Origin of the sequence: Streptomyces luomodiensis, from assembly GCF_031679605.1 — a bacterium.
In the GTDB taxonomy this organism is placed as follows: Bacteria; Actinomycetota; Actinomycetes; order Streptomycetales; family Streptomycetaceae; genus Streptomyces; species Streptomyces luomodiensis.
On record NZ_CP117522.1, the window covers coordinates 569,078 to 587,005 of the forward strand.

Consider the following 17,928-nt stretch of genomic DNA (forward strand, 5'->3'; position numbering starts at 1 on the left):
TCAGTGCGCGTGGGGGCGCACCACGACGTGCGGGGTCTCGGGGCCGGTGCCGGCGGCGAGGTGGCCGAGCATGGCGCCGGTTCCCTCCAGCGTGGTGTCGGCCGAGGGGACGAGCTGGAGGCGGGACGTTCCGTCGGCCAGGGAGGTGAGCGCGGTGGCGATCGCCTCGGGGCGTCGGCCGCGGACCGCGGTGACGGTGAGGTTGCGCCGGGTCATGGCGGTGGTGTCGACGGGGACGTGGGCGGGGTTCTTGGGAGTGGTGAGAACGAGCCTGCCGCCTTGTCCCAGGAGATCGACAGCGACGGCGATGACGTGCGGCGCGGGTCCGACGGTGTCGACCACGACGTCGGCGGGATCGGACCCGAGCACCCGCTGGATGCTCGCGGCGAGTTCGTCGCCGGAGTCAGCGGTGACGGTGTGCGCGCCGAGCAGCTCGGCGATGTCCAGCCGCGCGCGGTCCCGGCTCAGTCCCGCGACGACCACGTGCGCTCCGGCCCAGCGGGCAGCCGCGGTGACGGCCAGCCCGTGGTAGCCGGGGCCGAGCACGATGACACGGTCCCCCTTGGTCACGCCACCCGCCCGGACCGTCCAGTCGAGAGCGTTGGCGTAGGGAAGCACCCAGGCGGCGAGTTCGTCGGACAGGCCGCCGGGCAGTGGGTGCAGCACCGCGTTGGGCGGCAGCAGCAGGTACTCGGCGTTGCCACCGTAGAGCCCGGGTTCCTCGTCGGCGGGGATGGTTCCTATGCGCCGGCCACCTCCCCACAGATCGGTGTCGGGGCACAGCCGGTACGTGCCGGCCAGGCAGGCCCGGCAGGTTCCGCACGGCAGGTACTCCTCCACCACCACGCGCTGTCCCACCGTTCCCGACCATCGGCGCGGGCCGGGCTCGTCGGCGACAGCCGCGATCGTGCCGGCGACGTGGTGGCCCAGGACGGTGGGGGCCGCCAGACCCTGTGCGTAGAGGTTGACGTCGGTGCCGCAGATCCCGGAGGACGCGACGCGCAGCCAGCCCTCACCGGGCCGCGGGGATCTCGTCGGCATGCGGCGTACCTCGCTGCGCGCTCCGGGGAGGGCCACGCCGGCGCGCGCCGAGTCCGGTACCGCTGCGGCGGATGTGTCGCCCACAACTTCCTCCTTATTATCACTAGGCGATACATGGATATCGCTTAGCGATTCGATACGGTAGGGGCTGCACGCAGCCCCGTCAACAGGTGCGAAACGGCTGTTCAACGTGGCCACAGCTGGTAGACCAGCAGCGCGTTCAGGCTGGTGATGACCACGGCGATGAGCACCAGGACCGCTGTGAACGTCCGGGAGTTGGCGAACTCCCCCATGAGGCACCGATCGCGCGCCGCTGCGATCAGCGGCACCAGCGCGCAGGGGATGCCGAAACTCAGGACCACCTGGCTCGCGTTCAACACCGTGGTGCCGTCGATCCCCAGGCCGAGAACCGCCAGAGACGGTGCCATCGTGATCAGGCGTCGGAGCAGCAAGGGGATGCCGAGCCGTACGAATCCGGACATCACCACCTGCCCGGCATAGGTGCCGACAGCGGACGAGGAGATCCCGGAGGCCAGCAGCGCGACGGCGAAGACCAGGGCGGCCGTGCCCCCGAGCCCGTGCGCCAGCGCCGCGTGGACCCCTTCGAGAGAAGACCCGTCCCCGCCCGAGCCGTCGTGGAGCACCGCGGCGGCCACCATCAGCATCGCCGCGTTCACCAGGCCGGCCAGCCCGAGGCCGGCCAGCACGGACCAGCGTGCGCCACGCAGCATGCCGACGCACTCGGCGCGGCTGCGAGCGACAGCGCCCCTGGCCGTCAGCGCCGAATGCAGATACACCGCATGGGGCATGACGGTCGCGCCGACGATTCCCACCGCGAGGAAGAGCCGCTCTCCGCCGGGGACAGCCGGTACCAGTCCCGAGAAGACATCCCGGGGGGCCGGATCCGAACGCAGCAACTGATAGCCGAATCCGCCGACGACCAGCAGCAGGAGCGCGGTGACAGCACGCTCGAAGGGCCTGCTCCCCCGCGCCTGCAACCCCAGCACGGCGAAGGCCGCCACGGCCGTGATGAGTCCGGCCGGGAACAGCGGCACTCCGAACAGCAGACGCAGTCCCAACGCGGCGCCGATGAACTCGGCCAAGTCGGTCGCCATGGCGACGAGTTCCGCCTGTGCCCACAGTGGCCACCGGACCCAGGACCGGTACCGGCCGGCGCACACCTCCGGCAGCGACTTGCCGGTGACCACACCGAGCTTGGCCGCGCAGTACTGCACCGGCATCGCCATCAGACCGGCCGCCACCACCACCCACATCAGCTGGTATCCGAACCGGGCCCCGGCGCCGAAGTTCGTGGCGAAGTTGCCGGGATCGACGTAGGCGGTCGCCGCCACGAGCGCCGGTCCGAGAACCCCGAGGACAACACCGCCCGAGAGCACCGCCCGCGGCGTCGAGGGCGGGATATCCCGCTCCGGCGCCTGCTCGGTACTGAGGGCCACAGGGACACACCTCCGGAAATGTGCGGGGAAGAGGCGAACCGCGCGACGCCCTCGCTCCCCCTCTAGCCGACGGGCAGATGGATGTGCTTGGTCTCCGTGAACTGCGCGACACCGTGGATGCCGCGGACCCGGCCCAGCCCCGAGGACTTCATGCCGCCACCCGGCGCGTCGGGGTACGACGTGTTCCATCCGTTGACCCAGACGGTTCCGGCCTCCAGCCGTGCGGCAACCCGCAGGGCGCGTCCGGGGTCACCGGTCCACACCGCGGCGACGAGGCCGTAGCGCGTCACGTTGGCACGTGTGACGGCGTCTTCCTCGTTGTCGAAGGGCTCGATGGTCAGCACCGGGCCGAAGACGTCGGTGTGGATGATCGCCGCGTCGCGGTCAGGGTCGTCGACGACGGCCGGCGTCACCGCATGGCCCGCGATCCCGTCGGGGTGGACGAGTTCCCCGCCGCTGACACCTGCCTGCCCTCGCACACCATCGATGTGCCCCATGACCGATGCGGCGTGAGCGGGCGAGACGAGGGGGCCGATCTCGGTGGCATCCTTCGCGGGATCACCGAGCCGCATGGCCCGGAGGGTATCCCGGACCGCGCCGACCGCCTCACGGTGCACGGAACGGTGGACCAACAGCCGTGAGCAGGCCATGCACATCTGCCCCGCGGTGATGACGGCCGCACGGGCCAGTGTCGGCAGGGCGGAGTCGAGGTCGGCGTCGGGCAGGACGACTGCGGCGTTCTTGCCTCCGAGTTCGAGCAGCGGCCGCAGCATACGGTCCGCCGTCGACCTCAGGACGGCCTCGCCCACCTTGGTGGAGCCGGTGAATGCCACGGCCCGCATGCGGGGATCGTGGAGCAGGTGCTGCGCGACCGCCACATCGCCGTAGACCACCTGCACCACCTCCTCGGGCAGACCGGCACGGCGGCCGAGCCTCAGTACGCGTGTGGTGACGTGGCTGGTCTGCGGGGAGGGCTTGACGATGCACGTCACACCGGCCGCGAGAGCGGGGGCGATGTCACGGAGCAGGAGCAGCACGGGCCAGTTCCACGGGACCAGGAAGAGGCTCGGTCCGACCGGTTCGCGCACCACGTGGCTGACGCTGCCGTCGGGCAGGCTGCCGGCTGTGCCGAGGTGGATACGGGTCAGACCCGCGTTGTACTCCAGGGCGTCCGCGGCAGCGGCCACCTCGGCCCGCGCCTCGGTGATCGGCTTGCCCGTCTCCGCGACGAGATCCGCACTCAGCTCCCCGGCGTCGGCCCGTAGCGCCTCCGCCCAGTCGCGCATGACGCGCGAGCGTCGTCTGGGGTCCGCGGCCCAGGTCCGAAGGCCCGCCGCGGCCGATGACGCCACGGCGTCCAGTTCGTCCGCGGTCGTGGGCTGGATCTCCGGGAGAGGGGCCAAGGTGGTGGGGTTGAGCGGCCGGATGAGGGGATCCCAGCCGGCTCCGTCCTCCCTCGAAGCGTCCTGCGTCGCGGCCTGCGATATCTGCCGTGCCGCGGTCACAGGTCGAAGACCTTCCGGGCGTTGCCACCGAGGATGTTCAGCTTCGCCTGCTCATCGAGGAAGGGAATGCCCATGATGCGACCGGGGACGTCGAAGTCCCAGTGCGGCCAGTCCGAGGAGTAGAGCAGGGTGTCCTTGGCGTTCATGGCGTTGAAGGTGGATTCCAGCAGCGCCATGTCCGTGATCTCGATGGGCTGCGAGGTGTAGTACATCTGCCGCATGTAGTCGCTGGGGAGCCGGCGCAGCAGGGGCGCCTCGGACTGCCGCATCAGGTACTCGTGGTCCAGGCGCTGCATCATGAACGGGAGCCAGGCGAGCCCGCTCTCGATCCAGATGGTCTTCAGGCGGGGGAACCGTTCCGGGATGCCGTTGACGATCCAGTTGGTCAGGTGCGTCATGTTGCAGGTGACGAACGACATGGCGTGGACGGACAGGAACCGGTTCATCGTGGAGGTCATGGAGTCCTCCCACGTCGGGCCGGCGTGGAAGCCGATGGGCAGGCCCCGCTCCTCCAGCTCGGCGTACAGCGGCATGTACTCGTTGCGGTGCACGCCCGCGTGCCGTTGACTGGTCACGAGGAAGCCCAGGACGTCCGGGTGGTCCCCGAACTCGCGGATGGTCTCCAGGGACGCCTGCGGGTCCTCGAAGGGAAGACCGAGCATGGTCTTGATCCTGGGGTCCTTCGGCAGGACGTTCTCGACGAACCACCGGTTGTAGGCCTTCATCAGCTGCACGGCGATACCCTTCTCGGGGTGCAGTCCGATCTCCAGCATCGGCTGGGGGAAGACCACCTGGACGTCGATGCTCATCGCGTCCATCGCCCGGCGCACCAGCTCGACATCACGGGCGTCGCCGGTGTCCGGTACCGACTCCGCGAGACCCGACTGGTGCGGAATGCGCGCACCGGCGTCCTGGAGGGCAAGTCCGGCCTTGTAGTTGCTCAGGGCGAGCTGCCCCGCCTGCGGGCGGTGGATCATCATCTGTTGCGCGATGTCGCGCAGGACGGGGTCCTCGACGTAGGAGATGATGTCCTTCCAGGAGTTCAGCTCCGCGTGGTGCGAGTCGACATCGCAGATGAAGACCTTGTCGAGCCCGTAGCGATCGGTGTCGCGGCGGGCGTTGGCCAGGATGTCCGCCGTGTGCGTGCGGGTGGTGATTTCCTGCGTGGGAAGTGGCTTGGGCTGGTGGGTCGTGGTCATGGTCTGCTCCTTTTCCATAGAGCGGCTCAGCGGGAGCGGGAGAACCACAGGGCGAGGTCGAACGGGTTCAGGTCCCGGGCCCGCAGCAGCGCGCACGCCAGCTCGACGGCCTCGGTGGGGTTCACATCGGAGCGGAGCGGCTCATCGACTCGGGCGCCGGTCGCCTCGGCGTGCGCCGTGAAGAGACGGGCGGCGGCGGTGACCAGACTGCGGACGGCGTCGGCCGGCACCTCGGCCGGCTCCTGCGGCGTCCGGCCGTTCAGCAGGGCATCGACCTGGGCTTCCAGTTCGGTTGCCTGACGGGCGAGCTCGGCGCCCTTGGTGAGCTCAGAGAGCGACATGGATGTCGCCCCCTTCCTCACGGACGCCGAAGCCGCGCAGGCGGATGGACGGCACGCCGGCGTGTTCGCCGGTCGTGAGCCGGTATTCGAAGCCGTGCCACGGACAGACGATGTGGGGGTCGTCCTTGTCGAAGGCCAGACCGGCGCTGCGGCCTCCTTCTTCGATGCGCTCCCGCACTCCGTCGACCATGCGCCCCTGACAGGCGGGTCCACTCTGGTGCGGGCAGAGGTTCTCGTATGCGTAGAGCTTTCCTTTGAAGCGGAACAGGCCGATCTGCACGTCGTTGCCGAGCTCGATCACCTGCCGTCCGCCCTCCGCGACATCGTCGCTGCGGGCGACCAGGGTCCACGCTTCCCTGGACTTCTCGGTGTTCACGGTCATGCGCTCTCCTGACGATGAGGGGAAGGGACAGCTCCGGGCCGCGGTGAACGCCCGAGCGCCGATGACGAGCGGCGCACCTCGGGCGGGTCCAGACAGGAACGGGCAGGTAGCGGTGCGACGGGAGCGGCCCGTGCCGTCCGCTTGGCACTCCCGAGAGCCTCCGTGTTATCGCAGAGTGATTTCGGTGCTCTCGCTATGCGATTTCGAACAGTAGGGTGGGACCCGGCCAAAGTCAACGGGTCGAGCAGGCCGAAATACCGTCACCATGAGCACGAAGGACAACAGTCCGCCCACTTCACATCGCTCTGAGATAATGAAATTATCGCTATGCGATCGGGTTACAGTAGGGCGTGACGTGGAAGTCGATGGGGAAGGAAGAGCGCATTGGCAGCCTCCAAGGCGGGCGCGGACAGTGGGCGCAGGGCACTTGAGCTCCTGTTCGCCTTCACGGAACAGCGCCCGGTGGCCTCGGTCCGGCAACTCGCCGAGGACCTGGGGATCCCCGTCCCCACGGCGCACCGCTACGTGGCATTGCTGCGCGACATGGGTCTGATCGAAGAACGCGAACGCGGCCAATACCACCTGACCATGCGCGTGGCCGCGCTCAGCCGGGCCGCTCGCCAGGCCACCCCTCTGGTCCACATCGCCGAGCCGTACATGCGTGAACTGTCCGAGCAGATCGAAGAGACCGTGCTGCTCGTCCGCATGGTCCACGGCCTGCCGGTGTGCATTCACCGGGTGGAGACCCTGCGGCCGTTCCGTCTGTCCTTCGAAACCGGACAGAACATGCCCCCGCTCCGCGGCGCCAGCGTCCGCCTCCTGATCGGCAGCCTCCCGGAGACGGAACGCGAGCGCTACGTCGACCAGGCCCTCGCCACCGGAACCCCACCGCCGGTGCACGGTCGCGAGACGTTCCTCGACGAGATCCGGCGCGCCGTCGAACAGGGCTGGGACGTCAGCCAGGAAGAAATCGACGAGGGCGTATGGGCCGCCTCCGCCCCGATCAAGGAAGGCACGCTCACCAGGGCCGCACTCTCCGCACCGTGCCCGGCCTTCCGCCTCGACGACGCCCGCCGCGCGGCCGTTCTCGACCAGGTCCGTAAAGCAGCCGATCGCATCTCTCAGGCCCTCACCAGCTGATCCGCCGGTGTCCCCACGCCGGGTCAGACCGCGAGAACCGGGTGCGCGTACCCCCGCGGGACGCGCACCCGGCCCTTCTGCGCCCGCACCGGCCGACGCGCACTCCTCGTTGCCGGCCGCCGAAAGGCGACTCGTCCTCGTCGGCGCCGGACGCGGCCTGCTCAGCTCCGGCTCCCCGCCCAGGTGCGCCCGGTCGATGCCCAGGGTCTCCAGCAGTCCGAGCAGGTGCTCCAGGTACGTGGGCAGATGTCACGCGCCTCGGACCCATCCGGGAGTACATCGCGGGCTTCGGCATCATGGCGGCCCATTCGCTCCGGTGAGGACGAGCGGTGGCCAGGCCCGGAGCCCGCGCTGCTCCGGGCCACGTCCGTGCGGCCCGTTCCGGGCGCGGGTCCCGCCTGACGGGACCGCCGGCTGTCAGGCGGTCACCTTGGCGAGGAAGGCGGCGACGTTCGCCGCCGTCCGCTGGATCTTCTCCTCCAGGGTGAGCGACTCCTGGGGGCGGGCGCCGACGCCCGCGTCCTTCTTGCCGCGCACATACAGCGAACAGGCGAGGTCGCTACAGATGTAGGCGCCGACCGAGTTGCCCTGCTGCCGGGCCTTCCCCGCCTTCGGCGCGACCATCAAGGAGACGCCGCCCGTGTGCGCGGTCAGGCACATCGAGCACATGCTGCGCCGTGCCTGCCAGGAGGCGGGACCGGGGCAGCGCAGCGTGAGGGCGACCGGGCGGCCGTCCAGTGCGGTGACGAGGTAGGCGCGGTCGTGGGCCTGAGGGTCCCGCCAGCCGAGGTAGTCCAGGTCGTCCCAGGGCCGGTCGGCCAGGTCACGCGGGACGGACAGGCGCTTCGCCTCACCCTTGGTGCAGTTCACGAACGCGGCACGGATCTCTTGTTCGGTCAGCGGCTTCATAAACGGCAGGCTAATTTGCCTAAAGGTATTAGGCAAATGCATAATGGGCTCCACCGAACGAGAGGAAGGGTATGGCACGGGTGGGACTGACCGCGGAACGCCTGACCCGGGCGGGTGCGGAACTGGCCGACGAGGTCGGCTTCGACCAGGTGACCGTCTCGGCGCTGGCCAGGCGGTTCGACGTCAAGGTCGCGAGCCTCTACTCGCATCTGAAGAACTCCCAGGACCTCAAGACCAGGATCGCCCTGCTCGCCCTGGAGGAGCTCGCCGACCGGGCCGCCGACGCCCTGGCCGGGCGGGCCGGCAAGGACGCTCTGATCGCCTTCGGATGCGTCTACCGGGACTACGCCCGGGAGCATCCCGGCCGCTACGCCGCGGCCCAGTTCAGGCTCGACCCGGAAACGGCGGCGGCCAGTGCCGGTGGCCGGCACTCCCAGATGACGCGGGCGATCCTGCGCGGCTACGACCTGACGGAGCCGGACCAGACGCATGCGGTCCGGCTGCTGGGCAGCGTCTTCCACGGCTACGTCAGCCTGGAGATGGCCGGCGGGTTCAGCCACAGCGCCCCCGACAGCGAGGAAAGCTGGTCGCGGACCCTGGACGCACTCGACGCCCTGCTGCGGAACTGGCCCGCACCCTGACCCTGGCCCACCGGCTCCAGGCCGTCGGCCCCGCGCCGCGTCCGGACCATCCCCGCGTATCCCTCATCTCCCATCTCTCTACAGGCGGGACCATGCACACCACCGAGCACCACTGGATCACCACCCCCATCACCGCCGACATCCTGCGCGGCGCCCTCGACCTGGAGCGCACCGCGCACGGACTGCTGCCGCACCGGCTGCCCGCATGGGCGCGCGCCCAGTGCGCCGACGGCCAGCTCGCCATGGCGGAGGCCCAGCCGTCCGGCGTACGGCTGGTCTTCCGGACCCGGGCCACCGTCGTCGAACTGGACACGCTGCCCACCAAGCGGGTCTACGTGGGCGCCCCGCCCCGCCCGGACGGCGTCTACGACCTGCTGATCGATGGCCGTCTGACCGCCCAGTCCACGGTGACCGGCGGCAACGCCGTGACCATCGACCTGGCCACCGGCAGCGCCGAGCACCACTCCGGCCCGGCCGGCACCCTCCGCTTCGCCGACCTGCCCGAGGGCGTCAAGGACGTCGAGATCTGGCTGCCGCACAACGAGACCACCGAACTCCTCGCCCTGCGCACCGACGCTCCGGTCGAGCCCGTACCGGACCGGGGCCGCAAGGTGTGGCTGCACCACGGCAGTTCGATCAGCCATGGCTCCGACGCCGCGAGCCCCACCGCCATCTGGCCCGCGCTCGCCGCCTCCCTCGGCGGCGTCGAACTGATCAACCTCGGCCTGGGCGGCAGCGCCCTGCTCGACCCGTTCACCGCACGGACGATGCGGGACACCCCCGCCGACCTGATCAGCATCAAGATCGGCATCAATCTGGTCAACGCCGACCTGATGCGGCTGCGCGCCTTCGGCCCGGCGGTACACGGCTTCCTCGACACGATCCGCGAGGGGCATCCCACCACACCGCTGCTGGTCGTCTCCCCCATCCTGTGCCCCATCCATGAGGACACACCCGGCCCCGCGGCCTTCGACGTCAGCGCGCTCGGCGCCGGAAAGCTGCGGTTCCTGGCCACCGGCGCCCCCGCCGAGCGCGCCGCCGGAAAGCTGACGCTGGGCGTCATCCGGGATGAGCTGTCCCGGATCGTCAAGCAGCGGGCGGCGGCCGACCCCCACCTCCACTACCTCGACGGCCGCGACCTCTACGGCGAGGCCGACGCCGCCGAGCTGCCGCTGCCCGACGACATCCACCCGGACGCGGCCACCCACCGCCGTATCGGGGAACGCTTCGCCACGCTGGCCTTCGCCGCCGATGGCCCGTTCGCGGACCACAGCGCCTGACGCGGGCTCCGTCCGGTACAGCCGGGCTCCGTCCGGTACAACGGGAAGGAACGAGGAGGAGCATCGACACCCGTGCGAGGGAGGGCCGCGATGACGCCCGATGTGTGGGTGCGGGTCAACAGCGCGACGTTCGGCGGCCGCATGGTGCGCGCCGACACCATCGAGCAGGTCAGATGGGACAGGAAGACACCCCAGCACCTGATCCTGACCCTCCACAGCGGTGAAGAGGTCCGCCAGGACGTACGGGCCGGCGCGCCGGTCGACGACATGGACGACACCGAGGGCCCCGATCTCGCCGAGCGGCTGGTGAGCGCGATCGCGCGGGCCTCGGACCGGCCCGGTGGCCACATGCTGGAGCTGAGGCCCGATGAGAGCGCCGAAGGCGTGGGGTGGCTCCGGACCCCGCTGGCGGACAAGCCGTGGGCGGGGTGAGCCGGGGTCTTCCCCGGGCGGACCGCCCCCGGCGTCACCGCGCCGTCAGGCCCTACGCTGGTGGCCGTGCACATCTGCTTTGTCTGTAGCGGGAACATCTGCCGGTCGCCGTCCGCCGCCCTGGTCTTCGCCGAGCGTCTGCGCGGGGCGGGGCTCGCCGGTGCGGTACGGGTCAGCAGCGCCGGCATCGGCCCCTGGCACGTCGGCGAACCCATCGACGAACGGGCCGGCGAGCTGCTGGCGCGGCACGGCTACCCCATCGAGCACATCGCGGCCCAGATCGGTGCCGAGCACGGGGACGCCGATCTGTTCCTGGCGATGGACCGCGGCCACGAGAAGGCGCTGCGCCGGCTGGTCGAGGACCCGTCCCGGGTCAGAATGCTGCGGTCCTTCGACCCGGACGCCACCGGCGACCTGGACGTCCCCGACCCGTACTACGGCGGTCCGGAGGGGTTCGACGAGGTGCTGGCCATGATCGAGGCCTCCGTGCCCGGCCTGCTGGCCTGGGTGCGCGAGCGCCTGGGCGCATGACGGCCCGTTCCGTGGCCGGGACCGGTGAGGACCCGGGCGCCGCGGCGGCCCGCCTCACCGGCCGTCGGGTGACCGGCCGGCGTCCACGGTCCGGGCTGCTCACCGAGGTCACGCTGGACGGCGGGCAGACGGTGATGGTCAAGCGCGGTGACGACCCGGACGCGGTGCGGGCCGAAGCGGCGGGCCTGCGCTGGCTGGCCGACGCCGGCACGGTCCGCGTTCCGGCGGTGCACGGCCACGACCGGCACTGGCTGGTCACCGACCAGGTCCCGGCCGGCCGGCCAAACGCCCGGACGGCGGCCCGGTTCGGCCGCGACCTGGCCGCACTGCACGCCGTCGGCGCGCCCGCGTTCGGCGCACCGCCGCCCGACGGCCCCACGGACGCGTACATCGGGCTCGCTCCGATGCGCAATGTCACGGGCACCGACTGGCCGCGCTGGTACGCCGACCACCGGGTGCTGCCCTATCTGCGCCGCGCCGTCGACGACGGCACGGTGCGCCACGGCGAGGCCGAGGTGATCGAGCGTGCGTGCGAGCGGCTGCCCGAGCTGGCCGGTCCCGCCGAGCCGCCCGCCCGGCTGCACGGCGACCTGTGGAACGGCAACGTCCTGTGGGGTGCCGACGGGCAGGCCTGGCTGATCGACCCGGCCGCGCACGGTGGCCACCGGGAGACCGATCTGGCGATGCTCCACCTGTTCGGCTGCCCCCATCTGGAACTGGTGCTGGCCGGCTACCAGGAGGTGGCGCCGCTCGCCGGGGGCTGGGCCGACCGCGTCGGGCTGCATCAGCTCTTCCCCCTGCTGGTGCACACCGTGCTGTTCGGCCGCGGCTACGCCGAGCAGGCGCTCACGGTGGCCCGGGAGGCCCTGGGGAAGTGACCCGGCGCCCGGCTGCGGTCAGGCCGGGGCTTGCGACAGTTCCTCGTACAGCCCCTCCAGGGCGGTGTGGTCGTCGTCCGTGCCGGTGTGCGGGGCGGCGAACCAGCGCGCGTACGCGGCGATCTCGGAGAGACGCCAGTCGAGGGCGAACAACTCGACCATGGCCGGGTCGGGGCGCAGGCGATCGGCCGCGCCGGCCGCGAGCAGGTCGGCGTAGTCCCGCTCAGGTGGCGCGAGGGCCAGCGATTCCCAGTCGACCAGCTTCAGTCCGTACGCGCCCACGACCTGGTTGGCGTGGTGCGGCTCGCCGTGGGTCGGCACCCACAGCTCCCGGCGGGTGCGGGCGAGGTCCGCGAGCCGGAGGTAGCGGTCCGTCCAGCGCGTGATCGCGGCGTCGTGTGCGGCGATCGCGGTCCGCGCCCGCTCCGCCAGCGGGCCCGAGGTCCAGGGCCGGGCGGTGCGGGCCCGCAGCTGCCCGGCGAATCCGGGGCCGACCTGGGGAGTCCAGTGCCGCAGCCCGGGTGGTGGTGTGGCGCGGTGCAGGGCGGCCAGGGCGGCTTCGACCGCGCGCAGGTGCCGGGGCTCGCCCGCCTCCGCCTCGGTGGGGCTCCGTCCCTCCAGCCATGGCGTCACGCTGAGCGCACCGGTCCCGACGCCGACGGTGAACCGGCCGGAGGACCGGGCGGGCAACGGCGCGCACACCGTCTCCATCCCGGCGGCCGCCAGTGCCGCCGCCCCCGCGTAGGCGGCCTCCAGCGTCGCCTCGGTGTGCCGGGGCCGCAGCTGGTCCAGCGTCACGAACAAGGTGGTGCCGCCACCGGTCACCCGCCAGTGGTGCGCGCCGAAGCCCCAGGGCAGGTAGTCGGCCTCGGTGGCGTCCAGCAGCCAATGCGTGGCGACGGCATGCGCGATCGCTTCGTCACCGATGAAAGAGGGTCGGGAGAGCACGGGGCCCGATCGTAGGCAGCACGGGGGCCGCCGTCACCTGGATTTCGCTCCGGTACGGCCGCGCAGGGCGAAGTCCGCGCTGATGACCGCACCGGACCGCAGCAGCCGCTGGTGGACCACCGGCTCCCGGGCGGAGGACGAGGCCACGATGGTGAGGTATCCCTCGGGCAGACCGGTCACGGCGTATTCGCCCCGCTCGTTCGTCGTGGTGCGGACCAGCTGCCGGCCGCCGGTGTCCATGACGGTCACCGCGGCGTGGCGGACGGGCCGCCGCTCGGCGTCGTGGACGGTGCCCCTCAGCATCGGCACGGGCTCGCCGAAGTGGTGGCGGTGGATCGGAAGCGCGGTGGGCGTCGGCACCTCAAGGGAGGGGTCGTCCAACGGGGGCTCCGCCACGTCGTCCGGCTCGACCTCCGCGTCCCCTCGCGCGGCCCGGCGGGACCGCAGCCACGCGTCCAGGCCCAGCAGGGCGACACCTGCCGCGATCCACGCGCACAGCACGAGGACCGGTCCCAGCACCCCCGCCCCGTCGAAGTACAGGATGCCGCGCAGGGCGTCCACCGCGTTGGCGAGGGGCATCACGGCGTGCACCCACTGGAAGGGGGTGGGCAGCAGCGGGGCGGGTGCCACACCGCCGCTGGTGGGGATGGACACCACGATGAACAGGCCCATGCCCAGGGCGGGGAAGAACTGCTTGGCGAACGGCGCCAGACCGGAGGCGAACGTGGCCACCGCGGTGGTGAGCAGGAAGGCGACGCCCAAGGCCCCGGGGGTGAAGGGGAGGTAGCCCAGCCCCACGCCGACGAGGAAGCCGACGACGCTGAGCAGAGCGGCGGCGCCCGCGATCGTCAGCAGCTTCCTGCGCCGGTTGAAGGTCACCGCACGCAGCAGGGTGGTCGCGAGGAGGTAACCGGGGACGCTCCAGGCGATGCCGAAGTAGACCACGGTCGTGCCCATCAGGTCCTTGCCGACCGTGGGGGCCACGTCCTCGACCTCGAGCCGCCGGCCGCCGTCGGCGTCGAGTGCGGTGAACGCCTTGACCAGCGCCTGTTCGAGGGACATGCCGTTGGCCTTGGCCACGTACAGCACGGGGTGCCCGCCGCCACCGGCGAAGCCGGCCACGGCCTCCCGGCCCAGTACCGACCGCCGTGCTTCCTGGCCGTCGGCCACGGCGGTGACGTCGAACCCGCCGGGGTGCTGCCGCCGCAAGGCGGCGTCGACCCGTGCCGCCGACGCCGGGCCGGCCACCACCACCTTCGCGTGGTGCGGCTGGGGCGCGTGCAGAGCCGGGGCGAAACAGAACAGGAAGCCGAGGAAGAGGGCCACGGGGAACCACAGGGTCTCGGCCAGGGTCCGGACCACGGGGGTGCCACGGGGGCGCTCGATCCGTGTCGTCGCGGGTCCACCCGGTACGGCCGTCCGCGTGGCCTGTGCCACCGTTTCTCGCACTGGTCCCCTTCCCTTGGCCACGCTCCGGGCGCATGACAATATCCATGTAATTTACATGCATCTGGATCGCGGCCCGCCACCCCGTTCCACCAGCGCAAAGAGGCGGATGCGAACGGTCACAGGTGCCGGAGCAGGGAGTGCAGCACCGGGTTGTCGTTGTTCTTGCGCCAGACCAGGTGGAGCTCGACCGGGGCCGGGTCGGGCAGCTCCAGCGACCGGAAGGTGATCCCCGGGAAGCGCATCTGGGCGGCCGACTCGGGGACGAAGGCGATGCCCCACCCCGCGTTGACCATGGCCAGCAGGCTGTGGACCTGGCTGAGGTACTGGGTGAAGCGGGGGGTGACCTGGGCGGCCCGGAAGACGCTCACCAGCAGCTCGTGGAAGTAGCGCGCCTCGACCGGTGAGTACATGAGCACTTCCTGCTCGTCGAAGACGTGGACCGGCAGCACCTCGTCCCCCTCCGCCAGCGGATGCTCCCGGGGCACGGCGGCGAGCAGTCCCTCCCTGATGGCGGGGCGCGTCGCGAGGTCGGGCCCGGTGCTCGAAGGACGGATCATCCCCAGATCGAGCGACCCACCCGTGATCGCCTCCAGCTGGTCCCGGGTCACCATCTCACGCAGAACGATCTCGGTGCCGGGCATCGCCGAGCGGGCCACGTCCAGGAGCGGGCCCAGCGAGGAGTGGGCACTGGCCCCGGTGAACCCGATCGCGATCGCACCGGCCTCCCCCGCGGAGACCTGCCGGGCGGACAGTGCGGCCGCTTCCGCCTGGCGGAGGATGGTGCGCGCCTCGTTGAGGAAGGACCGGCCGGCCGGGGTGAGGCGCACCGTGCGGTTGGTGCGGTCCAGCAGCTGCACCCCGAGATCGTGTTCCAGGAGCTGGATCTGCCGGCTCAGTGGTGGCTGCGTCATCCGCAGACGCTCCGCGGCCCGGGTGAAGTGAAGCTCCTCGGCGACGGCGACAAAGCTCACCAGTTGCGTCAATGTGAACATCGATGCTCTCCAGGCATTGAATCATCTAAAAATCGTGTTGGACGTGGATCAATCGCCGACCTTAACGTCAGTCCGAACCAACGGCGAGCAGCCTGCCCCTCAGCGGGGTCCGGCCAGATCGATCACATCCGCCTCACACACCAGGGACACGCAGTAGTGACGATGACGCACACAGCCGCCTCCGCCGCCGGCCAGCACGGCGACGCCACCCTCGACACCATCGCCTGGGTCAAGCTCTCCTCGGTCACCCTGCCGCTGGCCACGCCGATCAGCGATGCCAAGGTCCTGACCGGGCGGCAGAAGCCGATGACCGAAGTGGCCTTCCTGTTCGCGGAGATCGAGACCGAGCAGGGGCACCAGGGCATCGGCTTCAGCTACTCCAAGCGCGCCGGCGGACCCGCCCAGTTCGCGCACGCCAAGGAGATCGTCGACAACCTGATCGGCGCGGACCCCAGCGACATCGGCAAGCTGTGGACCAAGCTGGTCTGGGCCGGGGCGTCGGTGGGGCGCAGCGGTGTGGCCACCCAGGCCATCGCCGCCATCGATGTGGCGCTGTGGGATCTGAAGGCGAAGCGGGCCGGGCTGCCGCTGGCCAAACTGCTGGGCGCGCACCGGGACTCGGTGCGCTGTTACAACACCTCCGGCGGCTTTCTGCACACCCCGACCGAGGAGCTTCTCGACAACGCCACCGCGTCGCTGTCGAACGGCATCGGCGGCATCAAGATCAAGGTGGGCCACCCGGACTCCAAGGAGGACCTGCGCCGGCTGACCGCCGTGCGCGAGCGCATCGGGGACGACGTCCCGCTGATGGTCGACGCCAACCAGCAGTGGGACCGGCCCACCGCACAGCGCATGGGCCGCGCCATGGAGGACTTCGGCCTGGTCTGGATCGAGGAGCCGCTCGACGCCTATGACGCGCAGGGCCACGCGGCCCTCGCCGCCTCCCTGGACACCCCCGTCGCCACCGGCGAGATGCTGGCCAGTGTCGCCGAGCACTACGAGCTGATCCGCCACGGCGCCGCCGACGTCATCCAGCCCGACGCCCCGCGCATCGGCGGCATCACCCAGTTCCTCAAGCTCGCCACGCTCGCCGAGCACAACAACCTCCAGCTGGCCCCGCACTTCGCCATGGAGATCCACGTCCACCTGGCCGCGGCCTACCCCATCGAGCCGTGGGTGGAGCACTTCGACTGGCTGGAGCCGCTGTTCAACGAGCGTCTGACGATCAGCGACGGACGCATGCACCTCTCCGGCCGGCCCGGCCTGGGCATCACCCTGAGCGAGCAGGCGCGCGCCTGGACCCAGGACACCCACGAGGTCGGCAAGCGCCCCTGACCACCCCCTGACCACCGAGGTCCCCCGCATTCCCCTCCCCGCACGGCGGGGAGGGCGCCCGCCTGGCGCGGGCTCCGCCGACGGACGGCGCGGAGCCCGCGCCAGACCCATGTCCGGACCCGCGCCACCCTCATGATGCCAAGTGGGTATTGGAGGATGCCTTTTGAGTGTTGGACACGCATCAGTGGGGGCTCGTAGCGTCTGTCCCGGAACCACGCAGCGCATGCGACGGCGGCCACCGCCGTGTCGCACCACCTCTCAACCGCCTCCCAGGAGCAGAACCACCATGACGTCCTTCACCCCCGCGGAGCTCGGCCGGCGCATCGGAGCGGGCCTGCTCTCCTTCCCGGTCACACACTTCCGCGCGGACGACCTCTCCTTCGACGAGAGCGCCTACCGCGCCAACATCGAGCGCCTCGGCGCGTTCGAGGTCGGCGGTCTGTTCGCCGCGGGCGGCACCGGTGAGTTCTTCTCCCTGACCGCCGCGGAGACCGAAGAGGTGGTCACCGCCGCCGTACAGGCCGCGCCCGAGGGCACCCCGATCCTGGCGCCGTCCGGGTACGGCACCCGCACCGCCATCGAGTACGCCCAGGCCGCCGAGCGGGCCGGCGCCGACGGCATCCTGCTGTTCCCGCCCTACCTCACCGAGGCCGGGCAGGCCGGGCTCGCCCAGCACGTCGAGGCCGTCTGCGCGTCGACGAGCCTCGGTGTCATCGTCTACGGCCGCGCCAACGCCCGCTACAGCGCGGACACCCTCGCCCGCGTCGCCGACTCCTGCCCCAACCTCATCGGATACAAGGACGGCATCGGCGACATCGACGCCATGACCCGCATCCACACCCGGCTCGGCGAGCGCCTCACCTACGTCGGCGGTCTGCCCACCGCCGAGACGTACGCCCTGCCCTACCTCGAACTCGGCGTCACCACCTACTCCTCCGCCATCTTCAACTTCCTGCCCGAGTTCTCCCTCGAGTTCTACGGCGCCGTCCGCGAGCGCCGCCGCGACACCGTCGCCAAGCTGCTGGGCGACTTCGTGCTGCCCTATACCGAGATCCGCAACCGGCAACACGGCTACGCGGTCAGCATCGTCAAGGCCGGGATGACCGCCACCGGGCACAGCGCCGGACCCGTGCGCCCGCCACTGACCGACCTGACCGAGTCCGAGCTCGCCGAACTCACCGCCCTCATCAAGGGCGTGTCCGCGCCGACTGCCTGACCCCTTCCCCTTCCCGCCCGCCGGCCTCCGGCTCGATGCGCAGGACCTGGACGCAGGGCGCCGGCGGGCGGGGAGTGCCACCTCCAGGGCGTCGGCGCGCGGGGTCCACCGCGGGGGGCGCGGACGCCGCCGCTGGTGTCGTACCGCCAGGGCACGGGGGGGGTGTCGCCGAGCTGGTGGCGCTCGACGTGCGGAGGGCCTGAGTCGTACTCCCTTGGGGTGGAAGAACACCTGGGGCACGGCGCCAAGGTG

Annotated in this window: 18 protein-coding genes; 8 read left to right on the forward strand and 10 right to left on the reverse strand. The window is 71.2% G+C overall.

What is annotated here, in order from left to right; all coding sequences use genetic code 11:
* The 6 genes from PS467_RS02505 to PS467_RS02530 all read right to left on the reverse strand — a co-directional run bounded on the left by PS467_RS02505 (position 1) and on the right by PS467_RS02530 (position 5,925).
* Positions 1-1,041 carry a zinc-dependent alcohol dehydrogenase gene (locus PS467_RS02505; protein ID WP_311033759.1) on the reverse strand — a complete coding sequence of 347 codons (1,041 nt, stop codon included), beginning with the start codon at positions 1,039-1,041 and terminating at the stop codon, positions 1-3.
* Between the two features lie 185 nt (positions 1,042-1,226).
* Positions 1,227-2,498, reverse strand: coding sequence for an Nramp family divalent metal transporter (locus PS467_RS02510; protein ID WP_311033760.1), 1,272 nt, complete (start codon positions 2,496-2,498; stop codon positions 1,227-1,229).
* A 62-nt stretch (positions 2,499-2,560) separates the two neighbouring features.
* Entirely contained in the window at positions 2,561-4,003 is a 1,443-nt protein-coding gene (locus tag PS467_RS02515; RefSeq protein WP_311033761.1) for an aldehyde dehydrogenase family protein, read from the reverse strand.
* On the reverse strand, positions 4,000-5,202 hold the full coding sequence (locus PS467_RS02520; RefSeq protein ID WP_311033762.1) for an amidohydrolase family protein: 1,203 nt from the start codon (positions 5,200-5,202) through the stop codon (positions 4,000-4,002). Before PS467_RS02520 ends, PS467_RS02515 begins: the two co-directional genes overlap by 4 nt.
* A gap of 26 nt (positions 5,203-5,228) precedes the next feature.
* Positions 5,229-5,543 (reverse strand): hypothetical protein, encoded by a 315-nt coding sequence (locus PS467_RS02525; RefSeq protein WP_268969763.1) that lies wholly within the window; start codon positions 5,541-5,543, stop codon positions 5,229-5,231.
* On the reverse strand, positions 5,530-5,925 hold the full coding sequence (locus tag PS467_RS02530; protein ID WP_311033763.1) for a Rieske (2Fe-2S) protein: 396 nt from the start codon (positions 5,923-5,925) through the stop codon (positions 5,530-5,532). The genes PS467_RS02525 and PS467_RS02530 overlap by 14 nt, the downstream gene beginning before the upstream one ends.
* A gap of 384 nt (positions 5,926-6,309) precedes the next feature.
* Between PS467_RS02530 and PS467_RS02535 the strand changes: the two genes are divergently transcribed.
* A complete protein-coding gene (locus tag PS467_RS02535; RefSeq protein WP_268969765.1) occupies positions 6,310-7,065 on the forward strand; it encodes an IclR family transcriptional regulator in 756 nt (251 codons plus the stop codon).
* A gap of 417 nt (positions 7,066-7,482) precedes the next feature.
* Here PS467_RS02535 and PS467_RS02540 read toward each other — a convergent pair whose 3' ends face one another.
* Positions 7,483-7,974 carry an FBP domain-containing protein gene (locus tag PS467_RS02540; RefSeq protein WP_268969766.1) on the reverse strand — a complete coding sequence of 164 codons (492 nt, stop codon included), beginning with the start codon at positions 7,972-7,974 and terminating at the stop codon, positions 7,483-7,485.
* A 71-nt stretch (positions 7,975-8,045) separates the two neighbouring features.
* Here PS467_RS02540 and PS467_RS02545 point away from each other — a divergent pair, with 71 nt between their 5' ends.
* The 5 genes from PS467_RS02545 to PS467_RS02565 all read left to right on the forward strand — a co-directional run bounded on the left by PS467_RS02545 (position 8,046) and on the right by PS467_RS02565 (position 11,736).
* Positions 8,046-8,615: a TetR/AcrR family transcriptional regulator gene (locus PS467_RS02545; protein WP_311033764.1), complete on the forward strand. Its 570-nt coding sequence runs from the start codon at positions 8,046-8,048 to the stop codon at positions 8,613-8,615.
* Positions 8,616-8,707: 92 nt separating this feature from the next.
* Entirely contained in the window at positions 8,708-9,895 is a 1,188-nt protein-coding gene (locus PS467_RS02550; protein ID WP_311033765.1) for a GDSL-type esterase/lipase family protein, read from the forward strand.
* A 90-nt stretch (positions 9,896-9,985) separates the two neighbouring features.
* Positions 9,986-10,327 (forward strand): hypothetical protein, encoded by a 342-nt coding sequence (locus tag PS467_RS02555; protein WP_311033766.1) that lies wholly within the window; start codon positions 9,986-9,988, stop codon positions 10,325-10,327.
* 66 nt (positions 10,328-10,393) lie between these two features.
* The gene (locus PS467_RS02560) at positions 10,394-10,858 is read left to right on the forward strand and encodes a low molecular weight protein-tyrosine-phosphatase (protein WP_311033767.1); all 465 of its coding nucleotides are present in this window, start codon (positions 10,394-10,396) and stop codon (positions 10,856-10,858) included.
* Positions 10,855-11,736 carry a fructosamine kinase family protein gene (locus tag PS467_RS02565; RefSeq protein ID WP_311033768.1) on the forward strand — a complete coding sequence of 294 codons (882 nt, stop codon included), beginning with the start codon at positions 10,855-10,857 and terminating at the stop codon, positions 11,734-11,736. The genes PS467_RS02560 and PS467_RS02565 overlap by 4 nt, the downstream gene beginning before the upstream one ends.
* Positions 11,737-11,754: 18 nt before the next feature.
* On the opposite strand, the gene PS467_RS02570 is transcribed toward PS467_RS02565, so the two are convergent.
* The 3 genes from PS467_RS02570 to PS467_RS02580 all read right to left on the reverse strand — a co-directional run bounded on the left by PS467_RS02570 (position 11,755) and on the right by PS467_RS02580 (position 15,125).
* Positions 11,755-12,684 (reverse strand): aminoglycoside phosphotransferase, encoded by a 930-nt coding sequence (locus PS467_RS02570; protein WP_311033769.1) that lies wholly within the window; start codon positions 12,682-12,684, stop codon positions 11,755-11,757.
* Positions 12,685-12,717: 33 nt separating this feature from the next.
* Complete coding sequence (locus PS467_RS02575; protein ID WP_311033770.1) at positions 12,718-14,133, reverse strand: carboxypeptidase regulatory-like domain-containing protein; 1,416 nt, start codon at positions 14,131-14,133, stop codon at positions 12,718-12,720.
* Positions 14,134-14,249: 116 nt separating this feature from the next.
* Positions 14,250-15,125 (reverse strand): LysR family transcriptional regulator, encoded by an 876-nt coding sequence (locus PS467_RS02580; RefSeq protein ID WP_311033771.1) that lies wholly within the window; start codon positions 15,123-15,125, stop codon positions 14,250-14,252.
* 162 nt (positions 15,126-15,287) lie between these two features.
* Here PS467_RS02580 and PS467_RS02585 point away from each other — a divergent pair, with 162 nt between their 5' ends.
* Positions 15,288-16,460, forward strand: coding sequence for an L-talarate/galactarate dehydratase (locus tag PS467_RS02585; RefSeq protein WP_268969775.1), 1,173 nt, complete (start codon positions 15,288-15,290; stop codon positions 16,458-16,460).
* Positions 16,461-16,746: 286 nt separating this feature from the next.
* Positions 16,747-17,676 (forward strand): 5-dehydro-4-deoxyglucarate dehydratase, encoded by a 930-nt coding sequence (gene kdgD / locus PS467_RS02590; protein ID WP_311033772.1) that lies wholly within the window; start codon positions 16,747-16,749, stop codon positions 17,674-17,676.
* The last annotated feature ends 252 nt before the right edge of the window (positions 17,677-17,928 follow it).

What these genes read in the sequence shown, in the direction of transcription:
- PS467_RS02505 (WP_311033759.1), bottom strand. Translation starts at nt 1,041, where the DNA reads ATGCCGACGAGATCCCCGCGGCCCGGTGAGGGCTGGCTGCGCGTCGCG.
- PS467_RS02520 (WP_311033762.1), bottom strand. Translation starts at nt 5,202, where the DNA reads ATGACCACGACCCACCAGCCCAAGCCACTTCCCACGCAGGAAATCACC.
- PS467_RS02525 (WP_268969763.1), bottom strand. Translation starts at nt 5,543, where the DNA reads ATGTCGCTCTCTGAGCTCACCAAGGGCGCCGAGCTCGCCCGTCAGGCA.
- PS467_RS02530 (WP_311033763.1), bottom strand. Translation starts at nt 5,925, where the DNA reads ATGACCGTGAACACCGAGAAGTCCAGGGAAGCGTGGACCCTGGTCGCC.
- PS467_RS02540 (WP_268969766.1), bottom strand. Translation starts at nt 7,974, where the DNA reads ATGAAGCCGCTGACCGAACAAGAGATCCGTGCCGCGTTCGTGAACTGC.
- PS467_RS02545 (WP_311033764.1), top strand. Translation starts at nt 8,046, where the DNA reads ATGGCACGGGTGGGACTGACCGCGGAACGCCTGACCCGGGCGGGTGCG.
- PS467_RS02550 (WP_311033765.1), top strand. Translation starts at nt 8,708, where the DNA reads ATGCACACCACCGAGCACCACTGGATCACCACCCCCATCACCGCCGAC.
- PS467_RS02555 (WP_311033766.1), top strand. Translation starts at nt 9,986, where the DNA reads ATGACGCCCGATGTGTGGGTGCGGGTCAACAGCGCGACGTTCGGCGGC.
- PS467_RS02565 (WP_311033768.1), top strand. Translation starts at nt 10,855, where the DNA reads ATGACGGCCCGTTCCGTGGCCGGGACCGGTGAGGACCCGGGCGCCGCG.
- PS467_RS02580 (WP_311033771.1), bottom strand. Translation starts at nt 15,125, where the DNA reads ATGTTCACATTGACGCAACTGGTGAGCTTTGTCGCCGTCGCCGAGGAG.
- PS467_RS02585 (WP_268969775.1), top strand. Translation starts at nt 15,288, where the DNA reads ATGACGCACACAGCCGCCTCCGCCGCCGGCCAGCACGGCGACGCCACC.
- kdgD (WP_311033772.1), top strand. Translation starts at nt 16,747, where the DNA reads ATGACGTCCTTCACCCCCGCGGAGCTCGGCCGGCGCATCGGAGCGGGC.